The following is a 13942-nucleotide window of genomic DNA, read 5'->3' as shown; positions in this document are numbered from 1 at the left end:
CTGAATGAATTTTGTCATGAAAAATCAAGCATTTTACTCCGTGCAGCGTTGGCTCAAACCCGTGGTCTGCGGTCTGCTTTTTATTGCAGAGATCAACGCCTCATGGGCGGGTATTGCACTTGACCGTACCCGTCTGATCATCACTGGTGATGCGCGATCTGTCAGCGCGAACTTAACCAACACCAGTCCGAGCATTCCGTTTCTGGCTCAGTCGTGGGTGGAAGACGCTAATGGAACAAAAATTACCTCGCCGTTGATGGTTTTACCGCCGCTGCAACGGATTAACGGCGGGCAAAAGGGCATTGCGCGAGTGACAAAAACCAGCGGTATTAACGCTCTGCCGCAGGATCGCGAAAGTCTGTTCTACCTGAATGTGCGTGAAATTCCGCCCAAGCCGGATAAGCCGAACGTACTGCAACTGGCGATGCAGTCGCGCATCAAACTGTTCTACCGTCCGACCGCCATCGTGCCGGAAACACCGGGCGCCGTGTGGCAAAACCAACTGGTCTTTCATAAGCAGGGGCAGCGCTGGAGTGTGGATAACCCAACGCCGTACTTCGTTACCTTAATCGGCTTAAGCCGCAAGCCTGAAGCGCAGGGCGGCGACAGGCTGACTGACTTCCCTGGGATTATGGTTTCACCAAAGTCCTCTCTCGATTTCAGCGTGGCCGACGGCAGCGTTAGCCAGTTCAGCATGATGTATGTGAACGATTTTGGCGGTCATCCCGAATTGAAATTCAGCTGCACAGGCAATGTGTGTAAAGCATTGCCGATGGAGCAACAGCCCCGGTAACAGGATTCGTAAATGAAAAAGATGCTTTGCGCTCTGCTGATGGCGGGCATGGCCTGCTCGGTTCAGGCCACAAGCGGTCGCCAGGATATGAGCAATGTGTCCGGCGAGTATGGCAACGTCCGCTTTCATGGTCGGGTGTTCGTTTCGCCGTGCGTGCTGGATATGGCCTCCCGCGATCAGACTATCGATCTTGGTGATATTTCCGCCGGCCGATTTCGCCAGGGCGGCGATCGCAGCGATCCGGTATTGGTCACGCTGTATCTGAATGGCTGTTTAAAGGGCTCCGGTCATACCTTAAGGGATTTCCCCGGGCAGACCAGTGAGATGCCTGAGCTGGCGCACAGCACGGTGGAGCGTGGTGTTTCGATGACGCTAATGGCTGAAGGCGCACCGGAAAACAGCGATTTGGGGCGCATTCGTGGTGATGTTCGCGGCGCGGGCATCCGGCTACTGACTGAACGTAATCAGTTAATCCACCTGAACCAACCGCAACGCATGTGGATCCTCAAACCGGGCGATAACGCCATTCATTTTCTTGCCGCGCTGGAATCTTTTGGGCGAGAGGTGACCGCCGGAGAATTTAACGGTCTGGTCAGACTTAAGCTGGAGTATCTATGAGCGTATTACGTAAAACGCTGTTGTGGGTGGTGCTGGCAGGCTGTCCGTTGGCCGGGCAGGCATTTACACAGGGAGAAGGTGAGCCGGAAGGTGGGTCGCCGCATCAGTACGATATTGAACTGAGCTCGCTGGATGTCAGCAAAAACCACGTGGGTGGCAGAACGGAGCCGTTCCCATGGAATCTGGGCGGTTGGTATGTGGTGAATTTCTATTGCGAACAGGCTGACATCTCCCGAGCACCAATTTACTACACCACCACAACCACGATGCCGCCTTCAAATCAGGGGGCGAACCGTTTTCGGCTAAACGAGTATCTGGATGTGGAAGTTCAGGTGTGGGTTGCCGGGGGCTATAAAAAATATGTGCAGGCGCCTTTTACCAACGTTTCAAACCGCAACAGCAACAACAGCTGTAAAAAGCGTAAGGGCTACACGCGAGCGACTAACGTTGAAAGTGGTTCAAAAGGGAAAGTGACGTTTATTGTCACTAAACCCATTATCAATGGCATCAATATCACTTCCCAGTCGCTGGTGGAGGTGGCCGGGCGCATGGGAAGCGCGGGACCTACGCCAACCACGGCGATTTCTCGCGTGGTGATTAAATCCGGGCTAATTACCGTCCCGGACAAATGCACCTTCAACCGGGGAGACAAAATCAGCATTGAGTTTGGCGATCTGCCTGGATCCGCTGCCCGGCTCAACGGCACTAACTACAGCAAGTCAGTCCCTATACATGTGGTCTGTGAAGGCGGGAGCTTCGATCAGGGCGCGCTGAACATTAATCTTGGTATACAAACGACCACGGCGTCAGGCACGGCGGGGTTTAACGGTAATCTCCTTGGCACGCTGAGCGGCGGACAAAAGCGCGACGATCTCGGCATTATGCTTAAAGACGAAAGTGGTGGCACCGTTGTGCCCAATCAATTCTACAACGTGAAGGGGTTTTACCAGAATCAGGGCGACTGGAATCTTACCGCCGCGCCGGTGGCAAAGCCGGGCGTGGGAAGCGTGAAAGAAGGTGAATTTGAAGCCTCTGCCACCGTTGTCGCGCAGTTTCAGTAGGGGGATGTCATGAGATTCTCGGCGTTATTCGCGACCAGTATGTTACTGCTAGGTGGCATGGCGCAGGCCGACACCAAACTGGTCGGCGGCGATATGTATTTTCACGGCACCATCAGAGCCCTGGCCTGCAGCCTTGCACCGGGAGGCGACAAAATCGAGGTCGATTTCAAGCAAATCGCGACACAGGATCTCTATCTCTCGGGGCGCAGTAAGCCGGAAAAATTCAGCATCCAGTTACGCGACTGCAACCCTGAGGTTTTCCGTGGGATCTCGGTTACCTTCAGCGGTCGTGAGGATGCGGAGCTGACCGATCATCTGGCGCTGGATAGCAGTGAACAAGGCGGCGCGTCAGGGATCGGGATTGGGATGAGCGAAGAAGACGGCACGGCAATCCGCCTTGATGAGAGCACGTCAGTTAAAGAGATAACAGAAGGCTCGATGACGCTGAATTTCTTGGCGTGGGTCGCAGCGGAGCCATCGGCGATAAAAAATCAGTCTCTCGAATACGGTCCGTTCAGCGCCAGCGGGACCTGGACGTTGAACTACCAGTAGCATGATGAACGTACTGAATCGCATTGCGCCGCTGCCTGCGCAGAAATTATTGCTCGGTATTAGTCTGTTTTTCTGGTGTGGGGCCATGCATCTCTACTGGCCGAACAACGGCGGCAGCGGTCTGTCGTTGCCGCTTAATATTACGAGCTGGATCTACGCTGTTGTACTGGCTGCAAGCGTATTGATGCTGGTGCCTCGTCAACGCTGGCGCATCACTGTGCCCGCTGCGGGTTTTACAGTCGGGGCGTTTATCCTGACGTTGCTTTGCCTGCTAACGCCTGATGTCTGGCAGGCCGAGGCACTGCTGGTGGCGGGGGCGTTACTGGGCGGTGTGAGCGTCTATCTGGTCACATTACAAATTCCGCTCACGGCAAACACCTTAACGGCACTGCTGGCTCTGCTATGGGGAGCGTGCGTCATTGAATGTCTGGCGTTTGTCTATCAGTACTGGCATTTGCCGGGCGTTGAATACTGGGAGTTTGCCTGGCGGCGCGGTACGCGACCCTACGGGATATTTCAGCAGGTCAACCTGATAGCCAGCTTCACGGCATGCGGTGTGCTGCTGTCAGCACCGCTCTTTTTACGTCTGCACCGCGGGTATCGAATTGCCATTGGGATAGGCCTGGTAATGATGGGATTTGTGCTGCATGAATCTCAGTCGCAAACCGGCTACCTGTCTCTGGTAATCGGTGAAGTGCTGCTGCTGGCGGTTTTCCCGGCGCAACGGCGCACGCTGCTGCTGCTTCTACTGCCGCTGGCGTTAGGCGTAGCGATAGGGGCCACGGCCCGCCATTTTTTGTCTGTGGTCACGGTCGATCATCTGACGACTTCTCAAGTGCGCTGGACGGTGTTGAAAACGTCGCTGGCATTATTTGCCGAACGTCCGTGGATGGGGTGGGGCGTGGGCAGTTTTGCTGCCGTGTTTCTCGAACGCGCGGGGCCATTGGGGCTGGGCAGCATTTCGCATCCGCACAACGAACTTGTGCTGTGGTTGGTGGAGGGCGGTCTGGTTGGGCTGGCAGGGGCACTCTGTTTTATAGCGGGTGGTTTATGGCTCTGGCTGCACGGTAATTGCTGGCGTCGCGCCTGCCTGGTGGCGGCACTGCCGGTGGTTATTCATATGTTGACGGAATACCCCGTCAGGCAGTCAACGCCACACTGGCTGCTGTTGATCCTGCTGCTTCGATGTGCAGACAACGCGCGAACGGGAATACGCCTGGCGCTTACGTCGACGTCGCTGATTCGCGCGGCAGGGTTTATCTCGTTACTGACCGTCGCGCCATTGCTGCTTCTCACGCTGCACACGCAACAGCAATTGACGCTGGCGGAGAGGCAGTCAACGCAGTGGCAACTTGCCGAACCGCTCCCTGTCGGAGGCTGGCTTCTTACAAGTCGCTATCGGTTTGATGTCCAGATGGGATATCTACAACGGTATCAGCGTACCCGGGACGCACGTTGGCTGGAAGCGGTTCGCCGCTGGGCACCTGATTATGTGCGCGTTCACCCAGACCCTAATGTCTCCTTCACGCAAATCTTACTGGCGTTGCAACAGCGCGACCTGGTCGAGGCGCATCGTCTGGCGACGCGCTTTTGCCTGATATACCCGAACGATCGCCGTATCCCGTGGCTGCAGAATGCACGACGTCCTTTTAATAAAATAATGGAATGATATGAACAGATTCAGTGAACAGGCCCGTTATGTGCCAGAACTTCCCCGCAACGCCGAATTGCTGCGGATCACCGGGATCCGTTTGCAGCGCATTCATTTTTTTGATGACGCATCGCTGGATGTCTGTGAGGTGTTAAGCCAGGTACGCACACCGCTCCCACTGGATCTGTTTTTCAAGCACCTTTCCATTGCGGCAAAACAGCAGCTTTTTCTATGGCAAATGCAGCGGGTGCTGGCCCTCTCTGGAAGCTATTCGCTGAATTTATCCGTCAGGATGCTGACTAGTCTGTCATGGATCACGCGTCTCACAAAGCAGGTGCATCAGGGGCGGATTGTTATTGAAATTCAGGATCCGGGCTCCATGATGCGCCTGGATAAGGCAGAGCAGCAGGCCGTATGCATTGCCGTAAAAACGCTGGTGCGTCACGGGTTTCGCGTGTGGCTGGATGATGTTTCTCCTGAGCTATTTTTTGTCTGGCGGCTGTCGGGCATCCGTTTCGATGCCATCAAAATTGAAAGCGGAATGTTTCATCAGTTCAGAACATCGGAGTGGCAGTTGAGGGTTCTGGTCAATCAATTTCGTGGGCTGGGTGAACGGGTTGTCATTGAGGGAGTTGAAACGCCACAGGATTATGCCATTTGCCGTATGAGCGGCGCAGATGCTGTACAGGGCTTTCTATTTGAGCAGGAAATTTTACCGAAAAGCCTGAATCATTGCTGACTCAGGCTCTGACAATTACTCGCTCAGCGTCTGTGCGATATCTTTTTGCACCTGCTGGCGCTGTTCTGGGGTCAGCACTTTGTTCAGGTCAAAATAGTATTTTACGCGATAATAACGCGCCTGCTGTTCGATGTTGCTGAACGCAGAAAGCTGTTTCTGAACGGCAGCTTCATCCCATTTCCCGGACTTGATGACGTCAATCAACGCGCCGTCTTTAACATCTTTCACCGAAATCTGGCTTACGTTGGTTTCAAGCTGCTGGTGCAGTTTTTTAATCTGCGCCACCTGGTCGTTGGTCAGCTTAAGATGCTGAACGACCGGGTCCTGAGCTGGAGCAGGAACATTGGATACGTTTGCTGCAAGCGTACTAAAAGAAGCGCCCGCTAAGGTAGCCGCCAGCAAAGTCATGCGTAAGAAGTTCTTCATTATTGAAATCCTGATAAGGAAATTATCGACATTGTCTGCCACTCGCTGGTTACGAGTGATTATCCTTTGCAGAATACGATGCTCACCGCATGTCGCCACGCGAATTTGTTTTGCGGTTGGTTACGGAGTGAAACAATCCCGCCACAAGAAACGTAGTGCAGCGGGAGTGAAGGCGATAGTTATAGCGTGAACGGGTCGGCGTCCTGCCAGGCGGGAAACTTCTCGCGATACTCGCGCAGCGCTGAGAGTGACAGTTCGGCGTCAATGCGTGTGGCCTGATGCGGCTCGGCGGTGGCAATAATCTCACCCTGCGGATTAATCACCCGGCTGTCACCGCGATAATGATGCCCGTTACCGTCTGTGCCCACGCGGTTACATCCTGCTACATAAGCCTGGTTCTCAATCGCCCGTGCGGCAAGCAGAAGCTGCCAGTGCAGCGAACGCGGCGCAGGCCAATTGGCAACATACAACGCCAGGTCGTAATCGTTGCGATTGCGCGACCATACCGGAAAACGCAGGTCATAACAGACCAACGGCAGAATGCGCCAGCCGCGCCATTCAACAATAACGCGCGCGTCACCCGCCTGGTAATGCTGATGCTCATCCGCCATGCGGAACAGATGGCGCTTGTCGTAGAAATGCACATTACCTTCTGGCTCAACCAGAAAAAAGCGGTTTACCGGGCCGCGTTCAGACTGGATAGCAGCGCTGCCCGCGATCAGGGCGTTGGTCTGTTGCGCCTTGACGCGCATCCAGCTTACGACTTCTTCTTGCGGCAACGATTTATTTGCCGCTTCCATGGCAAATCCGCTGGTAAACATCTCGGGCAACACGATGACATCACGTCCGGCGACGGTTTCCAGTTGTCGGTCAAAATGGCGCAGGTTGGCCGGGCCATCCATCCAGATCAAGGGTTGTTGCAGCAGAGTAATTTTCAAACCAGGCACGATCGAGGCTCCTCGTTGAACAACATTTTGACACTGTAGCATGAGCATTAATGAAAATGTGGCAATAAAAAGCCCCGCATTAAGCGGGGCTAAACGTTGTGCGTATATCGTTATGCGGCTTCGACTTTACGCACTTTCTCTGGCAGCTTTACCGGCTGAGTCGCCAGCTCCTCGGGTTCAAAGTCATCCACGTTGATACTGCGCAGGCGGCTCGCTTCGGCTTTCACCAGAATCGCGGCTTCATCTTTATCAATCAGCCCTTTCGCCAGCGCATTGTGCGCCAGTTCGTCGAGACGGGTAAATGGCAGGTTTTTACCCAACTCTTTACAGATCCGCTGGTGGATAGGGTCGGCTGCAATGACATCCAGCAGCGCCTCTTCCAGCAAACCAACCGGGTTATGCTCGCTTGGCGTCAGATATTGACCGCGACCAATACGAGAACGAGTAGCACTTGGAACCTGCAAAATCTTCGCGACTTTATGGTCCAGCTTGTCAGACGGTGCGTCGTAGTGGCGACCGGTCGGGAAGATAACCACGTTCAGCAAGCCCGCGACCAGACGGTTCGGGAAGTTTTTCAGCAGATCGTCCATCGCCTGTTCCGCTTTGTACAACGCATCCTGAACTCCCCAGTGAACCAACGGCAGGTCCGCTTCATTACGGCCTTCATCGTCATAACGTTTCAGTACCGCAGAGGCCAGATACAGCTGACTTAACACATCGCCCAGACGCGCGGAGATACGTTCGCGGCGCTTCAGGCTACCGCCCAGTACGGCCATGGACACATCTGAAAGCAGGGCCAGGTTGGCGCTCAAGCGGTTCAGGTGCTGGTAGTAACGTTTGGTCGCATCGCCGGTTGGCGTGCTGCTGGTTAAGCCACGCGTCAGACCAAGCCAGAAGCTGCGCACTTTGTTACTGCCAACGTGACCGATGTGTTTGAACAGCAGCTTGTCGAACGCATTCACATCGTTACTCTGTGCCGCAGCCATCTCTTCCAGAACATACGGATGGCAGCGAATCGCACCCTGACCGAAGATCATCATGCTACGGGTCAGAATGTTGGCACCTTCAACGGTAATGGCGATTGGCGCACCTTGATAAGCGCGGGCGAGGAAGTTGCTTTCGCCAAGCATAATGCCTTTACCGCCAGTGATATCCATAGCATCGATGATTGACTGCTGCCCGCGGTGGGTACAGTGATATTTCACGATAGCCGACAGCACCGCCGGTTTTTCACCCAGCATAATGCCGTAGGTAATCAGTGATGCCGCAGCGTCCATCACGTATGCGTTACCGGCAATACGTGCCAAGGGCTCTTCAATACCTTCCATCTTGCCGATGGAGATTTTGAACTGGCGACGAATGTGCGCATACGCGCCGGTGGCCATTGCGACCGATTTCACGCCGCCCGTCGAGTTAGACGGCAGGGTAATACCACGTCCTACAGACAGACATTCCACCAGCATGCGCCAGCCCTGACCGGCCATTTTCGGACCACCGATGATGTAATCAATCGGTACAAACACATCTTTACCGAGGGTAGGACCGTTCTGGAACGGCACGTTCAGCGGGAAGTGACGACGCCCAATTTGTACACCCGGCGTTGAGGTTGGGATCAGCGCACAGGTAATGCCGAGATCTTCTTCACCACCCAGCAGTTTTTCCGGGTCAGAGAGTTTAAATGCCAGACCCAGTACCGTGGCGATAGGCGCCAGCGTAATATAACGTTTGTTCCAGGTCAGGCGCATACCCAGCACCTGCTGGCCCTGCCAGTCGCCCATACAAACCACGCCGGTATCAGGGATCGCCCCTGCGTCGGAGCCTGCTTCCGGGCTGGTCAGAGCAAAGCATGGGATCTCCTGACCGCGAGCCAGACGCGGCAGGTAATGATTTTTCTGCTCTTCGGTGCCGTAATGTTGCAGCAGTTCGCCTGGGCCTAATGAGTTAGGTACGCCAACGGTGATCGCCAGGATCCCGGAAACGCCGGAGAGTTTCTGCAGAACGCGAGCCTGAGCATATGCTGAGAATTCCAGCCCGCCGTACTCTTTCTTAATGATCATCGCGAAGAAGCGGTGTTCTTTCAGATATGCCCACAGTTCCGGCGGCAGATCCGCGAGTTCGTGAGTGATCTGGAAGTCGTTCGCCATGCGGCACGCTTCTTCCACTGGACCATCAATAAACGCTTGTTCTTCAGCGGTCAGATGCGGTTGAGGATAGTTATGCAGTTTTTTCCAGTCAGGCTTGCCCTGGAACAGGTCACCTTCCCACCAGGTTGTACCGGCATCAATCGCTTCTTTCTCAGTACGCGACATCGGTGGCATGACTTTACGGAAACCGCGGAACACCGGCGCAGAGATCATGGATTTGCGCATCGGCGTAAAGTTAAACGGCACGAGGATAATGGCCAGAGGAACCAGCAGCCAGACTGACCACAGGCCAGCCACGCCAAGCGCAGCCGTCCAGGCGAGCAAAATTAAACTGCTGAGGAATAAGCTCACGCGGTGATAAAACAGAACGCTGAGCAGAACAACCGTAGCGATAATACTCAAAATCATCATAACGAAAAGCTCCCTTGCTTGTAGGAGGTCTGACCACTTGTGATGATATGTTTGTAGTGGATGTAAATTCTTTTAGCAATGTGTTTACAAAATAATTACAACAAAGCTCACATTGTTGCTGTTTTAACCGGCACAAAAAATCAAAAGCCGTAGCCATTCCTGTCTGGATAATTTTCTGTAGTAGGAAATATCAACATGCGTTGTTAAGGTAATGAACGTGTTAATTCTGAGAAATTGTTCCGTTCACTTTGCGTTTATCGCCACTCTGCAGCACCAATATTTGTGAACGTGTTAAGGGTGCTATCGCTGCACCCTTAACAATCCCGGCTCCTGGCGGGAAAATTGTTGCTGCGCAATACCCTCCGCTTATTCCTTCAGGCTACCGGGCCGGGCGCGAGGTAGCGTCCCTGCAAAACGCGCCCTGAGCCAGCATCCATGCTGGCTCTCCCGGCCTTACGGAAACACGTCGGCAATTTTCAGCCGGACCAGCCCACACCTGATCATCGCCGCCGTTTTTTCAAACAGCGAAACAGAAACACCTGAAATTAAGAGAGTTGAAGCGATACCCTCGGTCCGGCTGAAAATTGATGAGGCGTTGACGGCTGACCGGGGTCGTCCGCAGGGATGCGGACGGAGGGGATGGCCTGCAGGGATGCAGGCTCGGCCCCGACCCGAAAGGCAGACGGAATAAGACGAATGAATCGCATAGCGACGATTTTCCCGCCGGGAGCCCGGGTTGCAAGGGTGGTGGCGGTGAGCCACCCTTGCACGTTCACGTAAATAGCGATATCAGAGTAGCGATGAACATAAGGTGAACGTAACCCTGTTCAAAGATAAAATATTCTCCTTGCATGATTCACTTGCAGTCATTATGACCATTCCTGTGGCTTGTACTTCTCGCTGGTAGCGCTATCCGGTACACTGCATCTTGTCATTTACATTCATGCTGAAGGATATCCTCATGTACCAGGATCTTATTCGTAACGAACTGAGCGAAGCGGCGGAAACGCTGGCTAATTTTCTTAAAGATGACGCCAATATTCACGCCATTCAGCGCGCGGCGGTTCTGTTGGCAGACAGCTTTAAAGCGGGCGGTAAAGTGCTTTCTTGCGGTAACGGCGGTTCCCATTGCGACGCGATGCACTTTGCCGAAGAGCTGACCGGACGCTATCGTGAAAACCGTCCTGGTTACCCTGCTATCGCAATCTCTGACGTTAGCCATATCTCCTGCGTCAGCAACGATTTTGGTTACGATTATGTGTTCTCTCGCTATGTAGAAGCCGTGGGTCGTGAAGGTGATGTCCTGTTAGGCATTTCGACTTCGGGTAATTCCGGTAACGTCATTAAAGCGATTGCCGCAGCGCGTGAGAAAGGGATGAAAGTGATCACCCTGACCGGTAAAGATGGCGGAAAAATGGCGGGCAGCGCGGATATCGAAATTCGCGTGCCGCACTTTGGCTACGCTGACCGTATTCAGGAAATTCATATCAAAGTGATCCATATTCTGATCCAGCTGATCGAAAAAGAGATGGTTAAACCATAAGAAGACGATTGCCGGATGGTGGCTGAAGCCTTATCCGGCCTACATGAGCGCCACGTAGGCCTGATAAGCGCAGCGCCATCAGGCAGTTCACGGTTTTAAGGTAGGTGATGTATGTGCGAACTGCTCGGGATGAGCGCCAATGTGCCAACCGATATCTGCTTTAGCTTCACCGGACTGGTTCAGCGCGGCGGAGGGACCGGGCCGCACAAAGACGGCTGGGGTATTACGTTTTATGAAGGTAAGGGCTGCCGTACGTTTAAAGATCCGCAACCCAGCTTTAATTCGCCTATTGCCAAATTGGTACAAGACTACCCCATCAAATCCTGTTCCGTGATTGCCCATATTCGTCAGGCGAACCGTGGCGAAGTGGCGTTGGAAAATACCCATCCCTTTACCCGCGAATTGTGGGGACGCAACTGGACCTATGCTCATAATGGACAGCTCAGTGGCTATAAATCGCTGGAAACCGGAAATTTCCGCCCGGTCGGGGAAACCGACAGCGAAAAAGCTTTCTGCTGGCTGCTCCATAAGCTGACGGAGCGTTATCCGCGCACGCCGGGCAATATGACGGCAGTGTTTAAATACATCGCAATGCTGGCAGGAGAGCTGCGGGAGAAAGGCGTCTTCAACATGCTGTTGTCTGACGGACGCTATGTGATGGCCTTCTGTTCGACCAACCTGTTTTGGATCACGCGTCGTGCGCCGTTTGGCGTGGCGACATTGCTGGATCAGGACGTGGAAATCGATTTTAGCTCAGAGACCACACCCAATGATGTGGTCACCGTGATTGCCACTCAACCGTTAACCGGCAATGAAACCTGGCAAAAGATTATGCCAGGCGAGTGGGCATTATTTTGTCTCGGGGAGCGTGTAGTTTGATGCCAGTTGCGGCTGAACCACTTCGTGACTCAACGGCTTGCTGACGACGTAACGACCATCGACGACGGAAACGGTCGGTGGTTTACGTGTTTGTTCAAAGTAATCGTATCCCGGCTTTAACTGGGCCCAGAAATCTTTGTAATACGAGAACTTATGGCGTTGCATGTTGGCATCGGTCATGCGGAACGGGTAAATGCTAACCTGTACGCTGGACTGCCCGAACACCAGAGCACCTGTCACAAACTGGAAAATCTCATCAATGCCGTTGTCGGTCATTGCGTAGCAGCCGACGGAAACACAGGCACCGTGGATCATCAGGTACTTACCTTCATAACCGTGTGCGCGGTCGTAGGCGTTAGGGAAACCAATGTTAATCGCTTTATAGAAGCGGCTATCCGGTTTCAGCTGTCCACGTTGTACGCTGTAAAATCCTTCCGGACTTTTGAAATCACCCTGACGCTGTTTCGGCCCTAAGCCGCCGGAATAATTGCAGATCTTATAGCTGTCGAGCAATTGATACTGTTCGCCCATCTTGACGTACAGATCCAAGGTTCGCTCTTCTTTGAAGATCTGGATATAAACGGGGGAGCCCATTAATTGCTGCTTATATTCTTTGCTGACAGGCGTAGTCGGGCTGCTGCTGCTCAGCAAACCGGCAAATGAAACGCACGGCAATAAAAGCATCGCAAGAAAAAATGCGATTTTACGCATACTGCTTATTCCTTGATAAAACGATCACACACGCCAGGACGGCAAAAAGATTCCCCAAATCGGATAAATCTGGATCTGGAGCGCTCACATTAGCACCAAGAGAGTTTTTCGCAAGTCTCTCGTGCGGCGTTTACACTTTAGTTTTTCTTTATACGGAAAATTGCGCTTAAAGGCAGTCAGACACTGGCGTATTTTGCTGGTTACTGCGCTTCATTGGGTCTTATTCGTGCTGGATGGATAATGGGTCAGGAATGGCCCAGCATTAGGTACAACCAGACTTCTCACAACATAAAAATACTGTATACTTAAACAGTAATGTGGGAGACAAACGATGCGTAAAATCATACATGTCGATATGGACTGCTTTTTCGCGGCAGTGGAAATGCGCGACAACCCCGCCCTGCGCGACATTCCCATTGCTATTGGCGGCAGTCGTGAACGTCGGGGGGTCATCAGCACGGCCAATTACCCGGCGCGCAAATTTGGCGTGCGTAGCGCAATGCCAACGGGAATGGCATTAAAGCTGTGTCCGCATCTCACTTTATTACCTGGTCGTTACGAGGCCTATAAAGAAGCCTCTCGCCAGATTCAGGCTATTTTCTCTCGCTATACCTCGCTGATAGAACCCCTTTCGCTGGATGAAGCCTATCTGGATGTGACCGACAGCACCCACTGCCACGGCTCAGCTACGCTGATCGCTCAGGAAATCCGCCAGACAATTTTTAACGAGCTGCAGCTCACCGCCTCCGCCGGGATTGCGCCGGTAAAATTTCTGGCAAAAATAGCTTCCGATCTCAACAAGCCCAACGGGCAATATGTGATTACCCCTGCCGATGTTCCTGAATTTCTCAGAACATTGCCGTTAGGCAAAATTCCCGGCGTTGGCAAAGTCTCCGCCGCTAAGCTGGAATCAATGGGATTACGTACCTGCGAAGATGTTCAAAAATACGACCTGGCAATGCTGCTCAAACGCTTCGGCAAGTTTGGTCGCGTGCTGTGGGAGCGCAGTCAAGGGATTGACGAACGGGACGTCAACAACGACAGGCTGCGTAAATCCGTCGGTGTGGAGCGTACGCTGGCGGAAGATATTCACGAGTGGTCGGAGTGTGAGGCGATAATTGAACGGCTCTATCCCGAACTGGAACGGCGTCTGGCAAAGGTAAAGCCGGATCTGCTGATCGCTCGCCAGGGGATAAAACTCAAGTTTAATGATTTTCAGCAGACTACGCAGGAGCACGTCTGGCCGCGCTTAAATAAAGATGACTTAATTACGACAGCGCGCAAGACCTGGGACGAGCGTAGGGGAGGGCGAGGTGTCAGGCTGGTGGGGTTACACGTCACGCTGCTGGATCCACAAATGGAAAGACAGCTACTGTTGGGGCTGTGACTCAGAACAATTGCCGGATGTCGGCGTAAACGCCTTATCCGGCCTACAAACCAGCGAGCATGCCTGATGGCAGCGTAAAA

13 protein-coding genes are annotated in these 13942 nt (G+C 53.4%); 9 read left to right on the top strand and 4 right to left on the bottom strand.

Annotated features, from left to right (window positions below):
- Positions 1–16 precede the first annotated feature (16 nt).
- The 6 genes from ACHHZ7_RS19945 to ACHHZ7_RS19920 are packed head-to-tail and all read left to right on the top strand — an operon-like array spanning position 17 to position 5414.
- Positions 17–793, top strand: coding sequence for a molecular chaperone (locus tag ACHHZ7_RS19945; RefSeq protein ID WP_100247262.1), 777 nt, complete (start codon positions 17–19; stop codon positions 791–793).
- Between the two features lie 12 nt (positions 794–805).
- Complete coding sequence (locus ACHHZ7_RS19940) at positions 806–1411, top strand: fimbrial protein (RefSeq protein ID WP_032942421.1); 606 nt, start codon at positions 806–808, stop codon at positions 1409–1411.
- Positions 1408–2472: a fimbrial protein gene (locus ACHHZ7_RS19935; protein WP_020996610.1), complete on the top strand. Its 1065-nt coding sequence runs from the start codon at positions 1408–1410 to the stop codon at positions 2470–2472. The genes ACHHZ7_RS19940 and ACHHZ7_RS19935 overlap by 4 nt, the downstream gene beginning before the upstream one ends.
- A gap of 9 nt (positions 2473–2481) precedes the next feature.
- A complete protein-coding gene (locus tag ACHHZ7_RS19930) occupies positions 2482–3024 on the top strand; it encodes a fimbrial protein (protein ID WP_003830815.1) in 543 nt (180 codons plus the stop codon).
- 1 nt (position 3025) lies between these two features.
- On the top strand, positions 3026–4693 hold the full coding sequence (locus ACHHZ7_RS19925; RefSeq protein ID WP_060682711.1) for an O-antigen ligase: 1668 nt from the start codon (positions 3026–3028) through the stop codon (positions 4691–4693).
- A gap of 1 nt (position 4694) precedes the next feature.
- Complete coding sequence (locus tag ACHHZ7_RS19920) at positions 4695–5414, top strand: EAL domain-containing protein (RefSeq protein WP_032942423.1); 720 nt, start codon at positions 4695–4697, stop codon at positions 5412–5414.
- Positions 5415–5429: 15 nt separating this feature from the next.
- Here the strand turns inward: ACHHZ7_RS19920 and ACHHZ7_RS19915 are convergent, their stop codons facing one another.
- The 3 genes from ACHHZ7_RS19915 to fadE form a co-directional block, all read right to left on the bottom strand.
- Positions 5430–5840 carry a Spy/CpxP family protein refolding chaperone gene (locus tag ACHHZ7_RS19915; RefSeq protein WP_003830819.1) on the bottom strand — a complete coding sequence of 137 codons (411 nt, stop codon included), beginning with the start codon at positions 5838–5840 and terminating at the stop codon, positions 5430–5432.
- Positions 5841–6019: 179 nt separating this feature from the next.
- Positions 6020–6787, bottom strand: coding sequence for an amidohydrolase (locus ACHHZ7_RS19910; RefSeq protein WP_032942424.1), 768 nt, complete (start codon positions 6785–6787; stop codon positions 6020–6022).
- Between the two features lie 110 nt (positions 6788–6897).
- Positions 6898–9342: an acyl-CoA dehydrogenase FadE gene (gene fadE, locus ACHHZ7_RS19905; protein WP_003830821.1), complete on the bottom strand. Its 2445-nt coding sequence runs from the start codon at positions 9340–9342 to the stop codon at positions 6898–6900.
- A 961-nt stretch (positions 9343–10303) separates the two neighbouring features.
- On the opposite strand from fadE, the gene lpcA reads away from it, so the two are divergent.
- Positions 10304–10885 carry a D-sedoheptulose 7-phosphate isomerase gene (gene lpcA / locus ACHHZ7_RS19900; protein ID WP_003031390.1) on the top strand — a complete coding sequence of 194 codons (582 nt, stop codon included), beginning with the start codon at positions 10304–10306 and terminating at the stop codon, positions 10883–10885.
- A 111-nt stretch (positions 10886–10996) separates the two neighbouring features.
- Positions 10997–11764, top strand: coding sequence for a class II glutamine amidotransferase (locus ACHHZ7_RS19895; protein WP_003031388.1), 768 nt, complete (start codon positions 10997–10999; stop codon positions 11762–11764).
- Here the strand turns inward: ACHHZ7_RS19895 and dpaA are convergent.
- Complete coding sequence (gene dpaA / locus ACHHZ7_RS19890) at positions 11735–12475, bottom strand: peptidoglycan meso-diaminopimelic acid protein amidase (RefSeq protein ID WP_003830823.1); 741 nt, start codon at positions 12473–12475, stop codon at positions 11735–11737. The two genes, ACHHZ7_RS19895 and dpaA, sit on opposite strands and share 30 nt — an antisense overlap.
- A 331-nt stretch (positions 12476–12806) precedes the next feature.
- Here dpaA and dinB point away from each other — a divergent pair, with 331 nt between their 5' ends.
- On the top strand, positions 12807–13862 hold the full coding sequence (dinB, locus tag ACHHZ7_RS19885) for a DNA polymerase IV (protein WP_003830824.1): 1056 nt from the start codon (positions 12807–12809) through the stop codon (positions 13860–13862).
- The last annotated feature ends 80 nt before the right edge of the window (positions 13863–13942 follow it).

The organism is Citrobacter freundii complex sp. 2024EL-00216 (assembly GCF_043945515.1).
Taxonomy (GTDB): domain Bacteria; phylum Pseudomonadota; class Gammaproteobacteria; order Enterobacterales; family Enterobacteriaceae; genus Citrobacter; species Citrobacter portucalensis.
The sequence above is the reverse complement of the archived record's forward strand: the minus strand, read 5'-3'. Positions and strand labels throughout refer to the sequence as shown.

Coding starts and splice junctions, on each gene's coding strand:
- ACHHZ7_RS19925 (WP_060682711.1), top strand. CDS start 3,026: ATGATGAACGTACTGAATCGCATTGCGCCGCTGCCTGCGCAGAAATTA.
- dinB (WP_003830824.1), top strand. CDS start 12,807: ATGCGTAAAATCATACATGTCGATATGGACTGCTTTTTCGCGGCAGTG.
- ACHHZ7_RS19895 (WP_003031388.1), top strand. CDS start 10,997: ATGTGCGAACTGCTCGGGATGAGCGCCAATGTGCCAACCGATATCTGC.
- ACHHZ7_RS19940 (WP_032942421.1), top strand. CDS start 806: ATGAAAAAGATGCTTTGCGCTCTGCTGATGGCGGGCATGGCCTGCTCG.
- ACHHZ7_RS19945 (WP_100247262.1), top strand. CDS start 17: ATGAAAAATCAAGCATTTTACTCCGTGCAGCGTTGGCTCAAACCCGTG.
- fadE (WP_003830821.1), bottom strand. CDS start 9,342: ATGATGATTTTGAGTATTATCGCTACGGTTGTTCTGCTCAGCGTTCTG.
- dpaA (WP_003830823.1), bottom strand. CDS start 12,475: ATGCGTAAAATCGCATTTTTTCTTGCGATGCTTTTATTGCCGTGCGTT.
- ACHHZ7_RS19930 (WP_003830815.1), top strand. CDS start 2,482: ATGAGATTCTCGGCGTTATTCGCGACCAGTATGTTACTGCTAGGTGGC.
- ACHHZ7_RS19920 (WP_032942423.1), top strand. CDS start 4,695: ATGAACAGATTCAGTGAACAGGCCCGTTATGTGCCAGAACTTCCCCGC.
- lpcA (WP_003031390.1), top strand. CDS start 10,304: ATGTACCAGGATCTTATTCGTAACGAACTGAGCGAAGCGGCGGAAACG.
- ACHHZ7_RS19915 (WP_003830819.1), bottom strand. CDS start 5,840: ATGAAGAACTTCTTACGCATGACTTTGCTGGCGGCTACCTTAGCGGGC.
- ACHHZ7_RS19935 (WP_020996610.1), top strand. CDS start 1,408: ATGAGCGTATTACGTAAAACGCTGTTGTGGGTGGTGCTGGCAGGCTGT.